The organism is Micromonospora sp. DT62, assembly GCF_049847285.1.
Lineage (GTDB): Bacteria > Actinomycetota > Actinomycetes > Mycobacteriales > Micromonosporaceae > Micromonospora > Micromonospora reichwaldensis.
Genome location: NZ_JBNCOB010000006.1, coordinates 274,962 through 295,405, shown reverse-complemented (window position 1 = coordinate 295,405; position 20,444 = coordinate 274,962). Strand labels below are relative to the sequence as shown.

19 protein-coding genes and 1 tRNA gene are annotated in these 20,444 nt (G+C 73.6%); 10 read left to right on the top strand and 10 right to left on the bottom strand.

The window, feature by feature from the left end; all coding sequences use genetic code 11:
* Positions 1 to 12 precede the first annotated feature (12 nt).
* Positions 13 to 1,788 (bottom strand): NAD-binding protein, encoded by a 1,776-nt coding sequence (locus tag ACPXCB_RS12255; protein WP_425874900.1) that lies wholly within the window; start codon positions 1,786 to 1,788, stop codon positions 13 to 15.
* A 99-nt stretch (positions 1,789 to 1,887) separates the two neighbouring features.
* On the opposite strand from ACPXCB_RS12255, the gene ACPXCB_RS12250 reads away from it, so the two are divergent.
* The 4 genes from ACPXCB_RS12250 (at position 1,888) to ACPXCB_RS12235 (ending at position 5,952) form a co-directional block, all read left to right on the top strand.
* Positions 1,888 to 2,379 carry an MSMEG_6728 family protein gene (locus tag ACPXCB_RS12250; RefSeq protein WP_425874899.1) on the top strand — a complete coding sequence of 164 codons (492 nt, stop codon included), beginning with the start codon at positions 1,888 to 1,890 and terminating at the stop codon, positions 2,377 to 2,379.
* Positions 2,380 to 2,469: 90 nt separating this feature from the next.
* Positions 2,470 to 3,999: an FAD-dependent oxidoreductase gene (locus tag ACPXCB_RS12245; RefSeq protein WP_425874897.1), complete on the top strand. Its 1,530-nt coding sequence runs from the start codon at positions 2,470 to 2,472 to the stop codon at positions 3,997 to 3,999.
* Positions 4,000 to 4,051: 52 nt separating this feature from the next.
* Positions 4,052 to 5,257 carry a hypothetical protein gene (locus ACPXCB_RS12240; RefSeq protein ID WP_425874896.1) on the top strand — a complete coding sequence of 402 codons (1,206 nt, stop codon included), beginning with the start codon at positions 4,052 to 4,054 and terminating at the stop codon, positions 5,255 to 5,257.
* 251 nt (positions 5,258 to 5,508) lie between these two features.
* Positions 5,509 to 5,952, top strand: a complete 444-nt coding sequence (locus tag ACPXCB_RS12235; RefSeq protein WP_425874895.1) for an HNH endonuclease — start codon at positions 5,509 to 5,511, stop codon at positions 5,950 to 5,952.
* 152 nt (positions 5,953 to 6,104) lie between these two features.
* Here ACPXCB_RS12235 and ACPXCB_RS12230 read toward each other — a convergent pair whose 3' ends face one another.
* Together ACPXCB_RS12230 and ACPXCB_RS12225 are read right to left on the bottom strand one after the other, a co-directional pair.
* Positions 6,105 to 6,878: an enoyl-CoA hydratase/isomerase family protein gene (locus tag ACPXCB_RS12230; RefSeq protein WP_425875020.1), complete on the bottom strand. Its 774-nt coding sequence runs from the start codon at positions 6,876 to 6,878 to the stop codon at positions 6,105 to 6,107.
* 119 nt (positions 6,879 to 6,997) lie between these two features.
* The gene (locus tag ACPXCB_RS12225) at positions 6,998 to 9,391 is read right to left on the bottom strand and encodes a M4 family metallopeptidase (RefSeq protein ID WP_425874893.1); all 2,394 of its coding nucleotides are present in this window, start codon (positions 9,389 to 9,391) and stop codon (positions 6,998 to 7,000) included.
* Positions 9,392 to 9,790: 399 nt separating this feature from the next.
* On the opposite strand from ACPXCB_RS12225, the gene ACPXCB_RS12220 reads away from it, so the two are divergent.
* On the top strand, positions 9,791 to 10,078 hold the full coding sequence (locus ACPXCB_RS12220; RefSeq protein WP_425874892.1) for a hypothetical protein: 288 nt from the start codon (positions 9,791 to 9,793) through the stop codon (positions 10,076 to 10,078).
* Positions 10,079 to 10,154: 76 nt separating this feature from the next.
* On the opposite strand, the gene ACPXCB_RS12215 is transcribed toward ACPXCB_RS12220, so the two are convergent.
* The 3 genes from ACPXCB_RS12215 to ACPXCB_RS12205 are packed head-to-tail and all read right to left on the bottom strand — an operon-like array spanning position 10,155 to position 11,736.
* Positions 10,155 to 10,820, bottom strand: coding sequence for a histidine phosphatase family protein (locus ACPXCB_RS12215; protein WP_425874890.1), 666 nt, complete (start codon positions 10,818 to 10,820; stop codon positions 10,155 to 10,157).
* A gap of 39 nt (positions 10,821 to 10,859) precedes the next feature.
* A complete protein-coding gene (locus ACPXCB_RS12210) occupies positions 10,860 to 11,279 on the bottom strand; it encodes a VOC family protein (protein ID WP_121401524.1) in 420 nt (139 codons plus the stop codon).
* 10 nt (positions 11,280 to 11,289) lie between these two features.
* Positions 11,290 to 11,736: an AraC family transcriptional regulator gene (locus ACPXCB_RS12205; RefSeq protein WP_311411708.1), complete on the bottom strand. Its 447-nt coding sequence runs from the start codon at positions 11,734 to 11,736 to the stop codon at positions 11,290 to 11,292.
* A 169-nt stretch (positions 11,737 to 11,905) separates the two neighbouring features.
* On the opposite strand from ACPXCB_RS12205, the gene ACPXCB_RS12200 reads away from it, so the two are divergent.
* Positions 11,906 to 12,103 (top strand): hypothetical protein, encoded by a 198-nt coding sequence (locus ACPXCB_RS12200; protein ID WP_425874888.1) that lies wholly within the window; start codon positions 11,906 to 11,908, stop codon positions 12,101 to 12,103.
* The gene (locus ACPXCB_RS12195; protein ID WP_425874886.1) at positions 12,100 to 12,504 is read left to right on the top strand and encodes a type II toxin-antitoxin system VapC family toxin; all 405 of its coding nucleotides are present in this window, start codon (positions 12,100 to 12,102) and stop codon (positions 12,502 to 12,504) included. The genes ACPXCB_RS12200 and ACPXCB_RS12195 overlap by 4 nt, the downstream gene beginning before the upstream one ends.
* A 29-nt stretch (positions 12,505 to 12,533) precedes the next feature.
* Here the strand turns inward: ACPXCB_RS12195 and ACPXCB_RS12190 are convergent.
* Positions 12,534 to 12,610, bottom strand: a tRNA-Thr gene (locus ACPXCB_RS12190).
* Between the two features lie 331 nt (positions 12,611 to 12,941).
* Between ACPXCB_RS12190 and ACPXCB_RS12185 the strand changes: the two genes are divergently transcribed.
* A complete protein-coding gene (locus ACPXCB_RS12185; protein ID WP_425874885.1) occupies positions 12,942 to 14,033 on the top strand; it encodes an ABC transporter ATP-binding protein in 1,092 nt (363 codons plus the stop codon).
* A gap of 128 nt (positions 14,034 to 14,161) precedes the next feature.
* Here ACPXCB_RS12185 and rlmB read toward each other — a convergent pair whose 3' ends face one another.
* Positions 14,162 to 15,301 carry a 23S rRNA (guanosine(2251)-2'-O)-methyltransferase RlmB gene (gene rlmB / locus ACPXCB_RS12180; RefSeq protein WP_425874883.1) on the bottom strand — a complete coding sequence of 380 codons (1,140 nt, stop codon included), beginning with the start codon at positions 15,299 to 15,301 and terminating at the stop codon, positions 14,162 to 14,164.
* On the bottom strand, positions 15,301 to 16,716 hold the full coding sequence (cysS, locus tag ACPXCB_RS12175) for a cysteine--tRNA ligase (protein ID WP_425874881.1): 1,416 nt from the start codon (positions 16,714 to 16,716) through the stop codon (positions 15,301 to 15,303). The genes rlmB and cysS overlap by 1 nt, the downstream gene beginning before the upstream one ends.
* A gap of 63 nt (positions 16,717 to 16,779) precedes the next feature.
* Here cysS and ACPXCB_RS12170 point away from each other — a divergent pair, with 63 nt between their 5' ends.
* Both ACPXCB_RS12170 and ACPXCB_RS12165 read left to right on the top strand, forming a co-directional pair.
* Positions 16,780 to 17,427, top strand: a complete 648-nt coding sequence (locus tag ACPXCB_RS12170) for an IclR family transcriptional regulator (protein ID WP_425874879.1) — start codon at positions 16,780 to 16,782, stop codon at positions 17,425 to 17,427.
* A 145-nt stretch (positions 17,428 to 17,572) separates the two neighbouring features.
* Positions 17,573 to 18,616 carry a hypothetical protein gene (locus ACPXCB_RS12165; RefSeq protein WP_425874877.1) on the top strand — a complete coding sequence of 348 codons (1,044 nt, stop codon included), beginning with the start codon at positions 17,573 to 17,575 and terminating at the stop codon, positions 18,614 to 18,616.
* 98 nt (positions 18,617 to 18,714) lie between these two features.
* Here ACPXCB_RS12165 and ACPXCB_RS12160 read toward each other — a convergent pair whose 3' ends face one another.
* Positions 18,715 to 20,403, bottom strand: a complete 1,689-nt coding sequence (locus tag ACPXCB_RS12160) for a S8 family serine peptidase (protein WP_425874875.1) — start codon at positions 20,401 to 20,403, stop codon at positions 18,715 to 18,717.
* Positions 20,404 to 20,444 lie beyond the last annotated feature (41 nt).

The following is a 20,444-nucleotide window of genomic DNA, read 5'->3' as shown; positions in this document are numbered from 1 at the left end:
GCGCGGCGGCCGTCATTCCTCCGGCTGGCGGGGCGCGGGCGTGACCGGGTCCTCCGGCGGGGGCGCGGCCTCGCGGAGCAGGGCGTTCAGGCCGGCCCGGCGGGCCACCACCGTCAGCCGGTCGCCCGCGACGATCACCAGCCGGGCATCGGGCGCCCAGTCGAGGCGCTGGCCGGCCCGGGCGTGCGCCAGCAGGCGTACGCTCTCGGCCCGCCCGACGGCGGCGAGCGGCCTGCCGTCCAGCGACGATCCGGCGGCGACGGAGACCTCGGTGACCAGCAGCGCGTGCCGGCCGACCGGGATGGTGGCGATCACGGCGCGGTCCAGCAGCGCGGCGGCGAACGAGAACGCGGCGAGGTACGACACGCTGCGCGAGACGCCGATGCCGAACGCCTGCTGGATGCGTTCGGCGAAGTGGCCGTCGAAGAGGCGCAGCACCACCTGGAGTTCCGGGTTGACGGCCCGGCCGATGAGCGCCGCCTGGAGGTTGGTCTCGTCGTCGGTCGAGACCACCACCAGTGCCTGGCAGCCGCCCACGGACGCCGACTGGAGGGTCTCCTCCAGCGCGGCGTCGCCCACGATCAGCGGCACGCCGAGCCGCCGGGCCAGCGCGCCACCGCGCGGCTCGGGCACCTTGTCGATCGCCACCACCTCGACGCCGAAGTCGCAGAGCTGGGCCATCACCCGGGTGCCGACGTTGCCCAGCCCGACCACCACCACGTGCCCGGAGCGCTCGGGCTGGATGCGGCCGGAGTGCAGGGCCAGCCGGGCGTTGACGATGCCGTCCACCACCACGGCGGTGATCAGCGGGATCAGCGCCAGCCCGGCGAGGTTGAGCACCACCTGCATGACCTGCTCGGCGGCCGACTTGTCCGGGTTCGGATCCTGCCCGGTCAGCGTGGTCACGAGCGTCAGGTAGAGCGAGTCGGCCCAGTCCTCGTGCGCGGCGTAGCCGTTGAGCGAGCCGAGCACCCCGATCACCGCCAGCAGCACGATCACCGCGATGCCGATCTTCCGGGTGGCGAAGCTGCGTACCGCGCGCAGCAGCACCGTCACCGGACGGCGGCGCCGGCGGGCCCGCACCAGCCGGCGGGCGGCCAGTTCCGTCCCCGGCGGCGTCCCGGTCGCCTCGGCGATCACCAGGTCGGCCGCGCGCTCGTCGGCGGGCAGCAGCCGGACCTGCTGCGGATCGCGGGTGTCGGCGACCCCGCAGACCACGTCGGGCGGGCGTACGTCCTCGCGGCGGGCCACGTAGAGGGTGCGCCCGCCGTGCCGGAAGTGGGTGGGGGCGACCTCGCCCAACGCGGCGGCCACGAAGGCGGGGGCGGCCATGGAGGCGTCGGAGAGTACGGCCGAGTCGGGGAAGATCTGCCGCACCCCGTTGGCGAGGCCGGTGTTGAACATCCGCACCACCAGCCGCAGCCGGGGCTCGACCTCCTGCGCGCAGAGCGCGGCGTGCATGTTGCCGACGTCGTCCTGGTGCAGCAGGGCCAGCCCGTCGGCGCCGGCCAGCCCGGCCCGGCGGAAGGTCACCTCGTCCAGCCGGTCGGCGCGGACGACCTCGACGCCCTGGAGGTCCCGCCCGTCAGGCTCGTCGGAGCGCGGTCGTTCCGGCACGACCAGGGTGATCCGGACGCGGCCGGCCTGGAGTTCGGTGGCGAGCAGCGCCCGCACCACCCAGTAGGCGAGGGCGTCGCGACCACAGATCACGTAGTGCGCCCGCCCGTCCCCGTTGACCCGGAGCCGCCGGCCGGCACGCCGCGCACGATCCAGCAGGGGCTCCGCCATGTGCCGCATCGTAGTCAGCCGGTCGCGCCGGACGCAGCCCCGTGATCATGAACGCTGGTCGCGCCGCATGTCCCTCCCGGCGACGGGTAGAGCACCGGCATGCAGACGTTCCTGCCGTACCCGGACTTCCTGGCCAGCGCCCGGACGCTGGACCAGAAGCGGCTGGGCAAGCAGCGGGTGGAGACCATCCAGGTGCTGCGCGGGCTGACCTGGCCCACGTACGGCTGGCGCAACCACCCGGCGGTGAAGATGTGGGCCGGGTACGAGGAGGCCCTCACCCGGTACGGGCTCGACGTCTGCGCAGTCTGGTGCGAGCCCGGCCGGGCCGACACGTGCGCGACCACGATGACCGCCGACCTCGCCGCCGCCTGCGGCCTGACCCGGGTCCGCACCCAGGCCGAGCTGGCCGGGGCCGGTGAGCTGCCGCCCTGGCTGGGCCGCGACGACCTGCACCTGAGCCACCGCTCGTCGCTGCTGCGCAAGGACCCCGGACACTACGGGCCGCTCTTCGGCGACGACGTCCCGCCCGACCTGGAGTACGTCTGGCCCGCCTCGGACCGGGAACGGCGCTGCCTCCCGCCGCCGGAGTGATGGCGGGGCACGTCAGGCGCTTCCCGCGGGAAAGGGTTCCCGCGCTGGCTGAGCGGGCAGACTGGAGACCCACCCGGCGGGAAGGTGCACATGGCGCTGTCGAAAGTGGTCGGTCGACTCATCGGCGTACGCGAGCACGAGGTGGACCCGGGCGGTGGTGGCGCCCCCCGCGTGCCGGGCCGGGTCGAGGCGGTGGTGGTCGGCGGCGGGATCGCCGGCATGTCGGCGGCGGTGGTGCTGGCGGAGCGCGGGGTGGCGGTGACGGTGCTGGAGGCCGCGCCGACGCTCGGCGGCCGGCTCGGGGCCTGGCCGGAGACGCTGGCCGACGGCAGCCGGCAGATGAACGAGCACGGCTTCCACGCGTTCTTCCGGCAGTACTACAACTGGCGGTCCATCCTGCGCCGCGCCGACCCGGGGCTGGGCTTCCTCAAGCCGGTCCCGGGCTATCCGATCCTGAGCGAGCGGTGGCCCACCGAGGAGTTCGGCCGGCTGCCGCCCGCGCCGCCGATGAACCTGCTGGCGCTGCTGCTGCGCAGCCCCAGCCTGCGCCTGGGCGACCTGCGGGGCATGGACCGGGACGCGGCGCTGCCGCTGCTCACCTACGACCCGGGGCGCACCTACGCCGAGTTCGACGACACGACCGCCGACGCGCTGCTCGCCTCTCTGCGGCTGCCCGACCGGGCCCGCGCGATGCTCTTCGAGGTCTTCTCCCATTCGTTCTTCAACCACGAGGCGGAGATGTCGGCGGCGGAGATGATCGCCCAGTTCCACTTCTACCTGCTGGGCAACCCGGAGGGGCTGGCCTTCGACTGCCCCGACGAGGACTACGCGACGGCGATCTGGGAGCCGCTGACGCGGCACGTGGAGAAGCACGGCGGCCGGGTGCTGACGGACGCCGCCGCCACCGCCGTGACCCGCGACGGCGCCGGCTGGCGGGTGGCGACCGCCGACGGCACGGCGTACCCGGCCCGGCACGTGGTGCTCGCCGTCGACCCGCCCGCCCTCGCCGCGCTGGTCGCTACCTCGCCCGGCCTGGGCGACCACGCGCCCCGGCTGGCGGCGCGGATGCCCGCGTTCGGCCGGCCCGGCCCGCCGTACGCGGTGGCGCGCTTCTGGTGCGACGGGGACGTCTCCGCAGACCGGGCGGTGTTCAGCGGGGTGTCCCGGCAGCCCACGCTGGACTCGGTGACCCTCTACCACCGGCTGGAGAACGAGTCCCGCCGCTGGGCCGAGCGCACCGGCGGCTCGGTCGTGGAGTTGCACGCGTACGCCTGCGAGCCGGGCGTGCCCGCCGAGGAGCTGGCCGAACGGATGCGGGTCGAGCTGACCGTGCTCTGGCCGGAGGCGGCCCGGCTGCGGGTCCGCGAGCTGCGCGCCCGGGTGGAGGCGCAGGCGCCGGCGTTCACGCCCGGCAGCCACGCCTGGCGGCCGGGGGTACGCACCGACGCCGACGGGCTCTACCTGGCCGGCGACGGCATCCGGACGGACTTCCCGAGCGCGCTGATGGAACGGTCGGCGGCGACCGGGATCATCGCGGCCAACCACGTCCTGCGGGCCGAGGGCGGCGCGGCGGAGCGGGTCCGCTCGATCCGGCCCCGGGGCCTGCTCGCCCGGCGATGAGGGGCAAAGCGGGCAAATGGGCCGTTCGGTTCACTTAGGCTGATCGTCTGGGGTGAGCCGGGAGGTCGGATTGTCGCCGCGCGGGGACGACGGCCCGCTCGTCGCCGACGTGCCGCGGGACGACGCGTACCCGCTGATCCGGGACGAGCGGGCCTGCGTCGTGACCGCCCTGCGGCTCGGCTGGTGGATGGCGGACGCTTACCACCACGCGCGGACCGCCGAGCTGCGCGACGCCGGGGACGACCGGCCGGCGGGCGCACCGGCGAAACTGTCCAACCTGACCGAGATGTCGGGGCGGCGGCGCATGCAGATGTACCTGGACGGCGTGGAGGTCGCGCTCGCCCAGATCGCGGAGCTGACCCGGCGCGTCGGCCCCGTGCCCGCCACCGCCGACGCGCGGGGCCGGGTGGCCGACGGGTCCGCCGACGCCCTACTGCTCGCCCTCGACGACCTGAACGTGGAACTGCTGCGCTGGACGATGGCCACCAACCAGCGGGTGGGGCTGGCGTACCGGCTGGGACGCTCGCTGGCCGACACCGTCCGGTACGGCGACGCCGTGCGGAACGGCGACGCCGGGCAGGTGGCCCAGCGCTTCGGCGGGCGGCAGTTCGAGATCGGCCGTTGGCTGGGCGAGCTGGCCAGCGTGCTGCCCCCGTACTCGGCCGCGGTGGTCCGCCACTCGCTGTCGGCGTGGGCGTCGGCGGTCACCAGGGCGGGCGTGGGCGACCCGACCGAGGCGGGGCTGCCCGAGCTGGCCCGCGAACTGCGCAACCAGGGCGAGCTGTGGCAGGGCGTGCTCACCGGCGGGCTGCACCCGAGGGACCTGCTGGACGAGGAGGACTACGCCATCGTCGCCCGAAACCTGATCGTGCGGGACCGGAGGCTGGTGGTGCAGGCCGTCCGGGGGATCTTCTGGCCGGTGCTCGTACCGCTGCTCGCCGTGCTGTTCGCCGTGGTGGGGGTGAGCGCGCTCGCCGCCGCCGGGTCGCCGGTGACCCGGGCGGCCGTGGCCCTGCTCGGGCTGGGCGCCGGGCTGGCCGCGATCTGGCGCACCGTCTCGGGGCCGGCGCTCGCGGTCGCCGGGGAGGTCAACCGGCCGCTGCTGGAGAGCGAGCTGACGGCGCGGATGGCCGTACGCATCGACCGGCCGCTGGCCGCCGCGCGGGCCGCCGGCCGGGCCCGCCGGCAGCGCCGCCCCGACGAGCCGGGGCCTCGATCGAAATCCGTTGCCCCTCTGTCCCCCGCCGACCTACCGTGATCGCGCAAGGTCAACCACCGCCGCGGGAGCTGGTCATGTCGATGTCGCACGTCACCGGTGTGCCGTCGTGCCTGCCCACGCGTCCGGCATCGCCGGCCGGCGGCGGTCGTCACCGTGCCGAAGACCCCGGGGGCGGCCGGCCCGACTGACGCGTGCCCGCACGACGTCGAGCCGCCCGTCCGCACCCGGACCGGGCGGCTCTTTCGCGCTCCGGCCCGCCCAGCTCGTCACCGCCACGAAGGGAGACACCGGTGGACGCCGTCCTCGTCGTCAACGCCGACCTCGGCCCGCTGCACCGGGTCACCGTCCAGCACGCGATCCGGATGCTCTGCCGGCGGGTCGCCGAGATCCACGAGGCCGAGCCGGACCGGGTGATCGGGATGTTCCCGATGCCCCGGGTGGTGCGCCTCGTCCGCTACGTGGTGACCCGGTGGCGGTTCAGCGCCGGACCGGCCTGGTCCCGCGCGGGCGTGCTGCGCCGCGACGGGCGCTGCTGCGCGTACTGCGGCGGGCCGGCCGGCACCATCGACCACATCCTGCCCCGCTCGCGCGGCGGCCGGAACACCTGGCGGAACACGACCGCCGCCTGCTACGGCTGCAACCAGCACAAGGGCGACCGGACGCCGGCCGAGGCGGGCATGCCGCTGCGGCGTGAGCCGGCCGTGCCGAGCTGGGCGGCGCTGGCGGGGCGGTGACGGACCGGCCGGCGGGAACGGGGGGCCGCGTCGGGGGTACGCCCTCGGCGCGGCACCCGTCGGCCACCCACCTCTCGGCCCCTACCTGGCCGTCCCGGCCTGGCGGGTCCGGCCTGGCGGGTCCCGGCCTGGCGGTACGGGAGGTGGAGCGGTCAGTGCCGGGCGGGTGGGGTCCAGCCGAAGCGGGCCGGGCGGCGCTCGTGGAAGGCGGCCACGCCCTCGCGGGCCTCGCCGCTGGCCCGGACCTGCCCGTGCCACCAGGCGATCCGGTCCTCGTCCGCCCGCCCGTCGACGATCTCCATGGCGGCGGCGACGCTGAGCTGCGACCGGGCGACCACGGCGGCGGTGAGCTCGTCCACCCGGGCGGCGAGCCCGTCGCCCGGCAGCACCTCGTCGACCAGACCCACCCGCAACGCCCGCTCGGCGTCGATCAGCTCGGCGGTGAAGAGCAGGTGCTTGGCCGCGGCCGGGCCGACCAGCCTGGCCAGCCGGCGGGTGGTGGGCGCCGGATAGACCAGGCCCAGCCGCGCCGGCGGCACGCCGAACCGCGCGTCGGTGGTGGCGACCCGCAGGTCGCAGGCGACGGCGAGCTGACAGCCGCCGCCCACGCACGCGCCCCGGACGGCGGCGACGGTCGGCTTGGCGAAGGCGGCGAGCCGCTCCTCGGCGGCCACCGCGATGCTGGCGTCACCGGCATCCAGCAGCTCGTCCAGGTCGCCCAGGTCCGCGCCGGCGCAGAAGGCGTCCCCCGCGCCGGTGAGCACCAGCGCCCGGACGGCCGGGTCGGCCTCCAGCCCGTCGAGCAGCTCCGGCAGCCGCCGCCACATGGCGGTGGTCATCGCGTTGCGCCGCGCCGGGTTGCGGATCACCACCGTCGCCACCGGCCCGGCCACCTCGACGAGGAGTTCCGCGTCCGCCACCGTCACCACCCCTTCGACGTACCGCCCGGCCGCCGGGAGCGGCGACGCGTGCGGCGACCATAACGGCGCCGGCCCGACGACCACCCTGGCGGGGTGGTCGCCGGGCCGGCGACGGTACGGCTACGTCAGGAGACGTTCAGCGCGGTGTCGTCCAACACGAAGGACGTCTGGAGCGACGAGTCCTCGACGCCGGTGAACTTCAGGGTCACGGTCTGCCCCTTGTACGCGGCCAGCGAGAACGACTTCTGGCTGTAGCCCGCGGCCTTGTTCAGGTTCGAGTACGTGGCGAGGGTCGCCAGCACCGTCCCGGAGGAGTTGAGCACCTGCACCCGCAGCGTGTCGTACGCGGTGCTGCTGGTGGTCTCCGCCGAGTCGATGTGCAGCCAGAAGCTGAAGTTGTACGACGTGCACCCGGCCGGCAGGCTCACCGACTGGGAGAGCGTCTCGGTACGGGTGGTCCCGTACCCGTTCATCCACGCGCTCCACGTGCCGGTGCGGGCCGGCTGCGAGGTGCCGTGCTGGCCGATCACGCCCGAGGTCTGCGTCCAGGTGGTGACCCCGGACTCGAAGCCCGCGTTGCCGAGCTTCTGACCGGGGCTGGTGCAGCCGCCGCCGGTGCCGTTGACGGTCAGCGTGTAGGTGGCGCTGCGGGTGACCGAGCCGGCGCCGTTCACGGTGACCGTGTAGGTGCCGGGCGCCGTGGCGGCCGTGGTGGCGACGGTCAGGGTCGACGAGCCGCCCGAGGTCACCGAGGCCGGGCTGAACGAGGCGGTCGCCCCGCTCGGCAGGCCGGAGGCCGACAGCGTCACGGTCTGCGCCGAGCCGCTGGTGGTGGCGGTCGCCACGGTGGTGGAGACCGAGCCGCCCGGGTTCACCGCGCCGGAGGTCGGCGAGAGCGAGACCGAGAAGTCGTTGCCGGTCGAGCACGGCGCGTCGTTGCCGGCCACGTTCACCGCGGTCCAGGCCGCCTGGACGGTCTTGTACTCGGTGGAGCAGCTGCCGTACAGGTCGGTCGCGGCGCGCAGGCTGTACGCCCGGGCGGTGTTGGCCGGGTTGCTGGTGTTGACGTACGAGGTGTTGGAGGTGAAGTACGCGTCCAGCGCCCGCCACCAGATCTTCTCGGCCTTGGCGCGGCCGATGCCGGTCACCGCCGGGGCGGAGCCGCAGATCGGCGAGGTGCCGTACGAGGTGGCCCCGGTGCCCTCGGCGAGGTTGAAGAAGAAGTGGTTGGCGACACCGGACGAGTAGTGCACGTCCTTGCTCCTGGTCGAGGTGGACCAGCAGCTGTCGCTCGAACCGTCCAGGGACGGGTTGTACATGTAGCGCAGCGGCGTACCGTTGCCGTTGATGTTGATCTTCTCACCGACCTGGTAGTCGCCCGGGTCGGCGGAGCTGTTGGCGTAGAACTCGACCATGTTGCCGAAGATGTCGCTGGTGGCCTCGTTGAGGCCGCCGGACTCGCCGGAGTAGGTCAGGCCGCCGGGGACGACGTTCTCGGTCACGCCGTGGCTCATCTCGTGGGCGGCCACGTCGATGGAGACCAGCGGCCGGGAGTTGCCGCTGCCGTCGCCGTAGGTCATCCGGGAGCCGTCCCAGAAGGCGTTGACGTAGTTGTTGCCGTAGTGCACCCGGCTCGGCACACCTCGGCCGTCGCCGAAGATGCCGTTGCGGCCGTGCACGTTCTTGAAGTAGTCGAAGGTCTTGGCGGCGCCGTGGTGCGCGTCCACGGCGGCGGACTGCCGGTTGGAGGCGGCGCCGGTGCCCCAGGTGTTGTCGGCGTCGGTGAACGTGGTGCACGTCGACGTGCCGTTGTTCATGTCGCACGTGGAGCCGTTGCCGCGCAGCGGGTCGATCATCTGGTACGTGCTGCCGGAGAGCGTGGTGTCCACGGTGACGGCGCCCGAGTAGACGCTGTTGCCCGTGCCGGAGACGGCCTCGATCTCGTCGTACGAGCCGACGACCTTGCCCGTGGTGGCGTCGGTGACGACGTGGAACCGCGACGGCGTCTGCCCGTCCGGGTGCCAGCCGGTGACGACGGTCTCCCAGGCGAGCCGGCCCTTGCCGGAGCTGGCGTCGACGAAGAGTTCCGGGGCGCCGACGGCGGTGAGCGTGCCGGAGAACTCGGCGCGGGCGGCCTTCTTCGCCGCCGCGGCGGGGACCTTCGCCGTGGTGGGCAGGGTCAGCGGGGCGTCCAGACCGACCGAGGAGCCGGCGTAGCCGCCGTTCGGGGTCGTGTGGATGACGAAGTCACCGCCGTACACCCGCAGGCCCTGGTAGGTCCGGGTGTAGCGGGTGTGTGCGGCGCCGTTGGCGTCCACCTTGGTGCTGTGCACCTGGTAGGCCTCGGCGCCGGTGCCCTGCACGGCGCCGGGGTTGGTTCGCAGGACGCTAGCCGCGGCGGCGGCGGGCCCGCCCGGGGCGGGGGCGGTGGGGGGTGCCGCGAGCGCCGGGGTGGCGACGCCGGTCAGCAGGCCGCTGGTGAGCAGGGCCGTACCGACGGCGGCAATGGGTCTTTTCACGTGCCCTCCTGAACGGGGGTATGCGCGACAGGTATAGTCACACATGTAGATATAACGATGTGACGACCCAAAAGAGAAGAGGTGATCCGGATTCCGCCCGGGACACTGACCGTTCGGTGGAACCGGGGCCGGCGGGAACCGCGCCGCCGCGCCGCGCGTCCGAGCGGAATGAGATCAGTTTCGATGGCTGCCGTCAAGATCGCGCTGCTGGCGACGGCCCTGTCCGGCTGCGCGGCGGCAGATCCGACAGACCAGGCAGCCTCACCGGGGCCCGTCCGACCGGAACCGACGTCGACATCCGCCGCGCCGGCCCCGGAACCGTCCTCCCCAGGGCCGGCGGACGCGGCGACGCGCGTCGTACTGACCCGCTCGGGCGGGTTCGCCGGGCGCGGCGACACCGTGACGGTGGAGCCCGACGGGCGGTGGGCCGTGGTCGACCGCGCCGGGTCGCGGCGTACCGGCCGGCTCTCCGGGGCGGACCTGGACCGGCTGCGACGGCTCGTCGCCGACCCCTCGCTCGCCGCCGAGGCCGGCCGCCCGTCGACCCCCACCGCCTGCCACGACGCCTTCGACTTCCGGCTGACCGTCGGGGCGGTCGAGACCGGCTACGTGGACTGCCCGACCGACGCCGCCCCACCGGAGACGACCCGGGCCGTGGTGGAGCTCCTGCTCGGGGCCATCGGCTGAGCACCACGACAACCACCCGGGCGGGTGGCGACCCATTGCCCGCTGCCACCCGCCGATGCCCTGCTCACCGACCGGATCAGAACCGGTAGTCGACCGGCAGGCCGGTGCCGCGCAGCTCGGGCGGCAGGTGCGCCACGTCGTTCACGGCGACCAGGGTCGGCGGCCCGCCGGAGCGGTAGCGGATGACCGTCAGCCCGCAGTGGTGCGCGTTGAACCCCAGCCAGCGCCGCTCCGGCGCGTCGAGCGCATGCCGGACGAACCAGGCGATCAGGAACGTGTGCGTGACGACCAGATCCCGCCGGTCGCCGTCGTCCGGCACGGTGGCGAAGCGCCGCAGGGCCGCCGCCGTCAGCCGCGGCCCGTCGGCCCGCTCCGCCGGGGAGAAACCCGCCAACAGCCGGGCGTACGCGGGCGGCAGGCCGCCCGGATCGGTGTCGTGCGGCAGGTGGTCGCCGACCTCCTCGGCGGCGTACACGCCGATCCCGGGCAGCGACGCCGCGACCAGCTCGGCGGTCTCGACGGCGCGCCGCAGCGGGCCGTGGTGGACGGCGTCGAGGGGCACGCCGCGCAGCCGCTCGCCGAGCAGGGTCGCCTGCCGGCGTCCCCGGTCGGACAGGCCGGTCTCCGGCGGGTCGACGCCCGGCGGGGTTCCCGGCGGGCGGTCCTGCTCGCCGTGCCGGGCCAGGTAGAGCAGGCGGGTCCCCACGTCGTCCCCCTCGTACGCGATCGGGAGGCGTGCCACCGGCGGCACGCCTCCCGATCATGACTTCCCGCCGCCAGGTCAGCCCCTGGGGAACATCTGGCCGATGCGGATCTTGTTGCCGAACGGGTCGCGGATGCCGAAGTCGATCCCGTACGGGCGCTCCATCGGCTCGTCGGTGATCTCGACGCCCTTGGCGACGAGGTCCTCGTACGTCTTGTGCGCGTCGTCGGTCGTCATGAAGAGGTACCCGCCCAGCGCCCCCTTGGTGAGCAGCTCACGGACCTGTTCGGCGGTGGCCGGGTCCAGCGCCGGCGGGCCCGGCTTCTCCAGCAGGATCTCGCGCTCCGGGTCGCCGGGCAGGTTCACCGTCAGCCAGCGCATGAAGCCGAGGTCCTGGTCGGTGTTGACCTCCAGGCCGAGCTTGCCGACATAGAAGTCGAGGGCCTCGTCCTGGTCGAGCACGTAGATCTGGGAGCGGCTGATCGCGTTCATCGTCATGCCGGGAACGCTACGGGGCTCCCCTGACCTGCTGCTTATCCAAAACTGACCTCTGCTGCCCGAAGCTGCTGGGCCGGGTCCAGGCCTTGGTGAAGCACACCGGCACGGCGGCGGTGGGCGCCTTGCGCCGGCGGTACTCCGACGGCGACTCCCCGACGATCTGCCGGAACGTGCGGCTGAACGTGCCCAGGCTGGCGAAGCCGACCGCGTAGCAGACGTCGGTGACGTCCCGGTCGGTGTGCAGCAGCAGGTACATGGCCCGCTCCACCCGCCGCCGCTGGAGGTAGCGGTGCGGGGTCTCGCCGAAGGTCGCCCGGAAGGTGCGGATGAAGTGCGCCTCGGAGACGTACGCGATCCGGGCCAGGGCGGGGATGTCGAGCGGCTGGTCGTACGCGCGGTCCATCGCGTCCCGGGCGCGCAGCATGGCCCGGTTCGACTCCTCCGTCGCCCTGCTCACGCCACCAGCATAGGCACTGCCCACAGGCCCCACGGCGACCCGCCGCCCCGCCGGTTCGACGTACCGCGGAACTGCCTCGATCCGTGGACGGCGCGTGCCGCAGATGACGGGTCCAGGCTCTCTGCGTGGAAGAATGGGATCCGCAGTGAGCAGGAGGGATCCAGGCGCGATGTCGAGCAACGCCGAGAGTGTGCCCGAGTGGCCGACTGCTGAACACGTACCGGCAACGGAACTGGCGCGTCGCCAGGGTGTCCGCCCGGTCGCCTCCGTCGACGACTTCGCACGGCCGGGCCTGTTCGAGTCCGACGACGAGCTGGACGACTTCCTCGCCGACCTCTACGCCTCCCGGCGGGCCGGCGCCGCGTGAGCCTGGTAGTCCTGGACACCGACGTCGCGTCGGCCATCCTGCGCGGTCGGCTGCACGACCGACTCCGCGCCCGGCTGACCGGTAAGACCCTGTGCATCACCTTCGTCACGCTTGGGGAGCTGACCAAGTGGACCGCGCTGCGGAGCTGGGGGCCACGCAAGCTGGCTGACCTCGCGCAGTGGCGCTCCGGCGTCGTGCTGCTGCCCTTCGACGAGGCGGTGGCGACGACCTGGGGGCATCTCCAGGCGCGGGCGCAGCATCGCGGGCGGCCCCGGCCGACGAACGACTCCTGGATCGCGGCGTGCTGCCTCGTCGACCGGCTACCGCTGGCGACCTTCAACGGCAAGGACTACGCCGACTTCGCCGAGCACGACGGCCTCCGCCTCTTCGACGTCTCCTAGCCTCCGGCAACCGGGCTGCCTGATGGAATTGGAGCCCCCGGCCGGGATCGAACCGGCGACATCTCGCTTACAAGGCGAGTGCTCTGGCCAGCTGAGCTACAGGGGCGTGTGGTGCCGACGTCAGCATAGCGACTGACGTCCGGATTTCCGCCGCGGCAGGCCTCCCGACCACCGGAAACGTCTCCGCCCCCCTGCGGCGGACCGACATCGACGGTCGATTGATGTCCGCCCGTGCCCGAGTGACCGGAATGTCTATGCGGTCCGTCCCATCCCGTGCGCCCCGCCTTGGCAGGTGGCGGAAAGCCGTTTACCGTGCAGTGACACGGACGACATCTCGATCATCGAGAGGCTGCCCGTGGGCCGGCGCGTCCCGTGCCGGCCGCTCCTTCACTCGGATCGTCCGGCACGTTCCTGCCGGTGAAAGGAAGCACCCCACCATGGCTACGGTCACCTACTCCAAGGCGTCCCGGATCTACCCGGGCACGGAGCGTCCCGCCGTCAACCAGCTCGACCTGGAGATCGGCGACGGCGAGTTCCTCGTCCTGGTCGGCCCCTCCGGTTGCGGCAAGTCCACCAGCCTGCGCATGCTCGCCGGCCTGGAGGACGTCGACCAGGGCTCGATCCACATCGACGACCGGGACGTCACCCACCTGCCGCCGAAGGCCCGCGATATCGCGATGGTCTTCCAGAACTACGCCCTCTACCCGCACATGACGGTGTACGAGAACATGGCGTTCGCGCTCAAGCTGCGCAAGACCTCGAAGGCCGAGATCGACCGGCGGGTCAAGGAGGCAGCGGCGCTGCTCCAGCTGGAGGAGTACCTGGGCCGCAAGCCGAAGGCCCTCTCCGGCGGTCAGCGCCAGCGGGTGGCCATGGGCCGGGCGATCGTCCGCGAGCCGCAGGTCTTCCTCATGGACGAGCCGCTGTCGAACCTCGACGCGAAGCTGCGTGTGCAGACCCGTACCCAGATCGCGTCGCTCCAGGCGAAGCTGGGCGTCACCACCGTCTACGTCACCCACGACCAGGTCGAGGCCATGACCATGGGCCACCGGGTGGCGGTCATGCTCGACGGCGAACTCCAGCAGGTGGACACCCCGCGGGCGCTCTACGACACCCCGGCCAACGTCTTCGTCGCCGGCTTCATGGGCTCCCCCGCCATGAACATCAAGACCGTGCCGCTGAACGAGCGGGGCGCGACCTTCGCCGACCTGCAGATCCCGCTCACCCGCGAGCAGGTCGAGGCGGCCCGTGTCGACGGCGGTGACAACAAGGTGACCGTCGGCTTCCGCCCCGAGGACTGCGACCTGGTCAGCCCGACCGAGGGCGGCATGCCGGTCGTCGTCGAGCTGGTCGAGGACCTGGGCTCGGACGCCAACATCTACGGCCACGCCGCGCTCGAGGGCAACAACGAGCGCTTCGTGGTCCGTACCGACCGGCGCACCATGCCGAACATGGGCGACACCGTGTTCGTCAAGCCGCGCGAGGGCCGCAGCCACGTCTTCAACGCGAGCACCGGCAACCGCATCTGACGTACGACGAGATGGGGGTGCCCGCCGACCGGCGGGCGCCCCCATCGTCGTCTCCGGGCTGAAGGCCCACGGACAGGCGAAGGGGCGGCCCGCCATCGACGGACCGCCCCTTCTTCGTGTCTTGCGGATCAGCCCTCGGCGGCCCGGCGGCGCGCCACCTCGGCGAGGGTGACGGCCGCGGCGACGCTGGCGTTGAGCGACTCGACGTCGGAGACCATCGGGATGCTGACCGTCAGGTCACAGGTCTCGCCGACCAGCCGGGAGAGCCCCCGGCCCTCGGAGCCGACCACCACGACCAGCGGGCCGACGGCGGCCTCCAGGTCGTAGAGGTCGGTCTCGCCGTCGGCGTCCAGGCCCACCACCAGGAAGCCGGCATCCTGACAGGCCTTCAGCGACCGGGTCAGGTTGGTCACCTGGGCGACCGGCACCCGGGCCGCCGCACCGGCGCTGGTCCGCCAGGCGGTCGCCGTGATGCCGGCCGCCCGTCGCTCCGGCACGAAGACACCCTGCGCGCCGAAGGCGGCGGCGGACCGGATCACCGCGCCGAGGTTGCGCGGGTCGGTCACCCCGTCCAGCGCCACCAGCAGCGGGGCGGCCTGCTCCAGCGCCGCCGCGACGAGGTCCTCGAAGGGCTCGTACGCGAACGCCGGCACCTGCAGGCCGATGCCCTGGTGCAGCACGCCGCCGGTCATCCGGTCCAGCTCGGCCCGGCTGATCTCCAGGATCGCGATGCCCCGGTCGGCGGCCGTCCGGACGATCTCGTTGATCCGGTCGTCGGCGTCGATGCCCTGGGCGGTATAGAGCGCGGTCGCCGGCACCTGGGCACGCAGCGACTCCAGCACCGGATTGCGCCCGACCAGAAGTTCCGGGGTGTCCTTCGACGGGTTGGACTTGCGGCCCGGGGCGACCCGGGGACCGCCGCGAGCGGCGGATCGGCCGCCGCCCCGGGCACCGCCAGTGCCGCGCCCGCCGGTGGTCGGTGTGCCCCGGCCACCGCCCTTGCCCCAGGTGGTGTCCTTGCTGCCCGGCTGGCCGATCTTGGGGGCGCGCCCCTCCTCGGCCGCCGCCCGGCGCTCCTTGTCCTGCTTCCAGGCGGTGCGCTGGGGCAGCTTCTCGGTGCCCGAGTAGGCCTTGTGCCAGGGCCGTTCGTCGGCGGGCAGGGTCTTGCCGCGCCCGGCCAGGCTGTCCTTGTTCTTGCCACCGGTGCCCTTGGGGGCTCCCGCCTTCGGCGTCAGTCGCCGGCCACGGCGCTGCGAGTTGCCGGCCATCAGTCCTGCTCTCCAATAGTCCAACGGGGGCCCTGGGGGGTGTCCTCGACCACCACGCCGGCCTGCTTGAGCTGGTCGCGTACGGCGTCGGCGGCGGCCCAGTCCTTGCGACCGCGGGCCTGTGCGCGCTGCTCCAGGGCCAGCGCGACCAGCGAGTCCACCACGCCGCGCAGGTCGTCCGCGCGGCCGCCACCGGTCCACGCCGGGTCGAGGGGGTCGACCCCGAGGATATCCAGCATGGCGCGCGCGGAGGCCAGTGCCGTGCGGACGGTCACATCGTCGCCGCCGGTCAGCGCGGTGTTGCCGTCGCGGACCACCTCGTGCAGGACGGCGAACGCGGCGGAGGTGTTCAGGTCGTCGTCCATCGCCGCCGCGAACGCGCCCGGCAGCTCGCCGAGCTGGCTGGCGCCGACGCGCTCGACGGCCCGCTGCACGAACCCCTCGATCCGGCGGTACGCGACGGCGGCCTCGCGCAGCGCGTCCTCGGAGTAGTCGATCCGGGACCGGTAGTGCGCGGCGGCGTAGTAGTAGCGCAGCTCCACCGGGCGCACCCCGAGCGAGTCGACGTACGTCAGGTCGAGGGCGTTGCCGAGCGACTTGCCCATCTTGGCGCCACCGATGCTGAGCAGCCCGTGGTGCACCCAGTAGCGGGCGAACGGCAGCCCGGCGGCCTGCGACTGGGCGATCTCGTTCTCGTGGTGGGGGAAGGTGAGGTCCAACCCTCCGCCGTGGATGTCGAACTCGGCGCCGAGGTAGCGCCGGCACATCGCCGAGCACTCGATGTGCCAGCCCGGCCGGCCCCGCCCCCACGGCGACGGCCAGTAGGCGTCCGCCGGCTCGTCGGGCTTGGCGCCCTTCCACAGCGCGAAGTCGCGCGGGTCGCGCTTGCCCCGGTCGGGGGCGTCCCCGGCCGACTGCATCGCGTCCGGCGACTGCCCCGACAGGGAGCCGTAGGCCGGCCAGGAGCAGACGTCGAAGTAGACGTCGCCGGAGTCGTCGGTGGCCGGGTAGGCGTGCCCGTCGGCGATCAGCTTGGCGATCAGCTCGTGCATCTCCGGGATGTGCCCGGTGGCCCGCGGCTCGTAGGTCGGGGGCAGCACGTTGAGCGCCCGGTAGGACTCGGCCAGGATCAGCTCGTTGGCGTACGCGATCGCCCAGAAGGGCTGGCCCCGCTCCATCGCCTTGACCAGGATCTTGTCGTCGATGTCGGTCACGTTGCGGATGAAGGTGACCTCGTAGCCGGCGGCGAGCAGCCAGCGGCGCAGCACGTCGTAGTTGACGCCGGAGCGAAGGTGACCGATGTGCGGCGGGGCCTGGAGGGTGAGACCACACAGGTAGACCCCCACCTTGCCGGCTTCCCGCGGGACGAAGTCCCGCACCGATCGGGTGGCGGTGTCATACAGGCGTAGCGTCACCGTACAAGGGTAGCCGTCCCCGCATTCCTGGGTTGTCCGGAGCCGGGTCGTACGCTGCTGGGCGTGGAGACGACGGCGCGGGGCGGGGAGACGGCGCAGACGCTGGACCGGGGGCTGCGACTGCTGCACCTGGTCGCCGACGCGCCGGGCGGGCTGACCGTCACCGAGGCGGCGAACCGGTTGGGCGTCGGCCGGGCGGCGGTGTACCGGCTCGTCGGCGCGCTCGCCGCGCACGGCATGCTGCGCCGCGACGGCGAGGGCCGCCTGCGCCTCGGCGCCGGGGTGCTGCACCTGGCCCGGCGGGCCCAGCCGCTGCTCGCCGAGGGGGCGCTGCCCGCGCTGCGCCGCCTCGCGGAGCAGGCCGGCGCGACCGCCCACCTGACGGTGGTCGAGGGCGGTGAGGGGGTCGCGCTCGTCGTGGTCGAGCCGAGCTGGACGTCGTTCCACGTCGCGTACCGGACGGGGGCGCGGCACCCGCTGGAGCGCGGGGCGGCCGGGCGGGCCATCCTCGCCGGCCGGGCGGGCGCCGCCGGCCCCGTGAGCACCGCCGGGGAACTGCAATCCGGGGCGTACGGCGTGGCCGCCCCGGTGCTCGGCGTGCCGGGCCTGGAGGCGAGCGTCGGGGTGGTGGCGCTGGCCCCGCTCGACGCCGAGGTGGTCGGCGCGCAGGTCCTCACCGCCGCCACCGCCATCGCCGCCGCCCTCTCCTGAGCCGCCGCCCGTCCTCGGGCGCGGACGGGCGCTCTACCACATCCGCACCCCGCCGTGCCGGTTGTCCACAGTCGGCATTCCTCGGGGTGGCCCCGGTTGTCCACAGGGCTGTCGGGCGGGGCCGGACGGCGGGCACGCTGCCCACATGCCACCTCCACCGCACCGTCCCGGCGTACTGGCCTGGCAGGTCTTCCGCGGCTCAGACGCGATTCGACAGGGACTGGTCACCGAGCACCAGCTGCGCAGCTCGGCCTGGCTGCGCCTGCGTCACGACGTCTACGCCGACGCCCGGCTGGACCGGGACCACGCCCTGGCCTGCCGGGCCGCCGCCCTGCGGCTGCCGCCCGAGGCGGTCGTCGCCGGCCCTTCGGCGGCCTACCTGCACGGCGTCGAGCACGCCGCCTCCTTCGCCGACGACGTGCACGTCCTCGTTCCCAGAACGATGCGCCTCGGCCCGCAGCGGGGCCTGCGCGTGCACTCCATGGGCCCGGCCACGTCGCCGTCGTACGCGTCCGCCCGGTCCCGAGGGACAGGCGGCGGCCCGAGCACGGCGATCCGTCAGCCTGACGGCGGCCCGAGCACGGCGATCCGTCAGCCCTCGGGTGGCCGGCGCACCGCGGTCCTCCCGTCCCCGGGCGGCCTGAGGGTGGCGGACCTGCGGACCGCCGGCGTGCCGGTCGTCACGGATCCGACCTCGGCGGCGTGGGAGACGGCGGTCTGGTTGGAACCGCTCCGTGCGGTCGGCATCGTCGACTCGCTGCTCCGGCAGGGATCGACCAGCCGAGAGGCCCTCGCCGACGTCGCCGACCGCAACGCCGACCGGCCCGGCGGCCGCCGGGCGCGCTGGGTGTTCGGGTTGGCGGATCCGGGCGCCCGGTCGCCGGCCGAGTCCGAGTTGCGGGTGCGGCTGGTGCTGGCCGGGCTGCCGCGTCCTACCGCCCGGCACCCCGTCCGGGTCGCCTCCGGGCTGGTGCTGCACGCCGACCTGGCGTGGCCGGCGTACCGCGTCGCCGTCGCCCAGGACGGGCAGCACGCCGAGGCCCGCGGCGGGCACCTCGACCGGATCGCCACACTGGTCAGTGCCGGCTGGCTCGTGCTGCCCGTGACCAGCAGGCGACTGCGCCAGGACTTCCCCGGTGTCCTGCGCGAGGTTCGCGCCGCGCTCGGGGCCCGGGGCTGGCGCCAGTGACCGGGGCGCTCCCGTCACCGTCCGGCGGGTCGGCCGCCCGCCGCCGGACATGCGAGGGGCCCGGCCGAACGAGTCGGCCGGGCCCCTGCCGTCCACCCCTACGGGCGGGCGTTGGGCTTGAGCGGGGTCTTCACCGCCGCGTAGGCGTCGACGATGCCGTAACCGTAGAAGCCGTTGAAGTTCAGGCCGCCGGCGCAGTAGGCGTCGAACTCGGCGTCCCGGCCCTCGTTGGCGTACGACTGCAGGCGCGGCTCCGGGCAGGCGTGCTCGGCGGCCGTCCGGTAGAGGTGCTGCTCCACCAGCTTCGGCGCCATGCCGAAGCCGCCGTGCCGCTCCTTCTTGCCGTGCTTGCTGACGATCAGCGCGGCGACGCCGGAGGCGTGCGGGGCCGCCATGGAGGTGCCCTGCAGGTAGGTGTAGTACCCGCACTCACCGTTGGCCTTGCACTGCTTGAAGACCGTCTCCTCGAACCCGGCGACGATGTTGCCGTTCGCGTCGACCGAGCCCTCCTCCTGGAGCACCTTCTTCGGGTACGTCGAGAGGATCATGTTGGCGTCGGTGCGGAAGGTGTCCGTGCCGAAGCCGTCACGGAACCAACCGCCGGGCGCCGCCACAGCGGTCTGCTCGGTGCCGTAGTTCGAGAAGTCCGACTTCTTGCCCGACGGCCCGACCGCCGACACGCTGATCACGTTGGGGCCCTCGGTGGGCAGGTCCCAGCAGCTGTCGTTGTCGATCTCGCGCGGGTAGGGCGCGGTGTCGCCGTAGTCCGGGCTCGACACGTCGGTGCGCGGAGCGCCCAGGTCCTCGTGGTTGTTGCCCAGCGCGCCGACCAGCGTGACGCCCCGGTCGTGGGCGAAGTTCAGCGCCCGCTTCATGGCCTTGATGGTGGCCCGCTGCTCGGCCTGGTCCTCCGGGGAGTCGGCCGGGTTGGCGGTGCAGTTGTAGAGCCAGGGGTCGACGTAGAAGGACATGTTGACCACGTCCAGGCCGGCCTTGCCGGCGTGCAGCAGGCTGTTGACCACCGGCTCCAGGAAGAAGTAGCCGGAGTCCTGGCCGCCCTTGAGCTCGACCAGGGAGATGTTCGGGGCGACGCCGGAGAGGCCGAAGCCGTTGGCGGCGGCGCCGATCGTGCCGGCCACGTGGGTGCCGTGCCCGCCGTCGTCGGTGCCGACCGGGTCGAGGCAGCTCGCCACCTCGCACGGGCCGTCGACGTCCACCATGTCCGGGGCGAAGTTACGGGACAGCGCCCAGTTGAAGTTCGGCGCGATGTCGGGGTTGCTGGCGTCGACGCCGGTGTCCAGCACGCCGACGGTGACCCGGCGGTCGCCCGGCTCGACCTTGCGGGCCTGGTCCGCCCGGATCATCTCCAGGCCCCAGAGCTTGTCGTCCAGCGGATCCATCTTCTTGCCACGCTTGGCGCCCGCGCCCTTGGCCGCGGCGGCGGCCAGCAGGTGCTCCTGCTCGACCCGGTCCAGCTTGGGCTTGCGGCCGATGGCCTTCTGCTCGGTGGCGCCGATCAGCGCGGTCGCGGCGGTGGCCTTCGCCGCGAAGTCGGCCCGGTCGCTGGTCACCCGGAACATGCCGACGTCGTCGGAGCGGGAGACCACCGTGCCGCCGGCCGACCGGATGGCGGCGATCGCGGCGTCCGCCGAGACGCCGTCCTCGGCGACGACGGTGAAGGTACGGGCACTGCTCGGCTCGGCGCTGGCCGGCACGCTCATGCCTGTCACCGCAAGTGCCAGCGCCGTCGCGGACGCGACGGCACCAGCGGTGAAGCGCTTGCTCACCACATCGGATCCTCTCGTTGAGGGACGTGGCAGCCATCAGA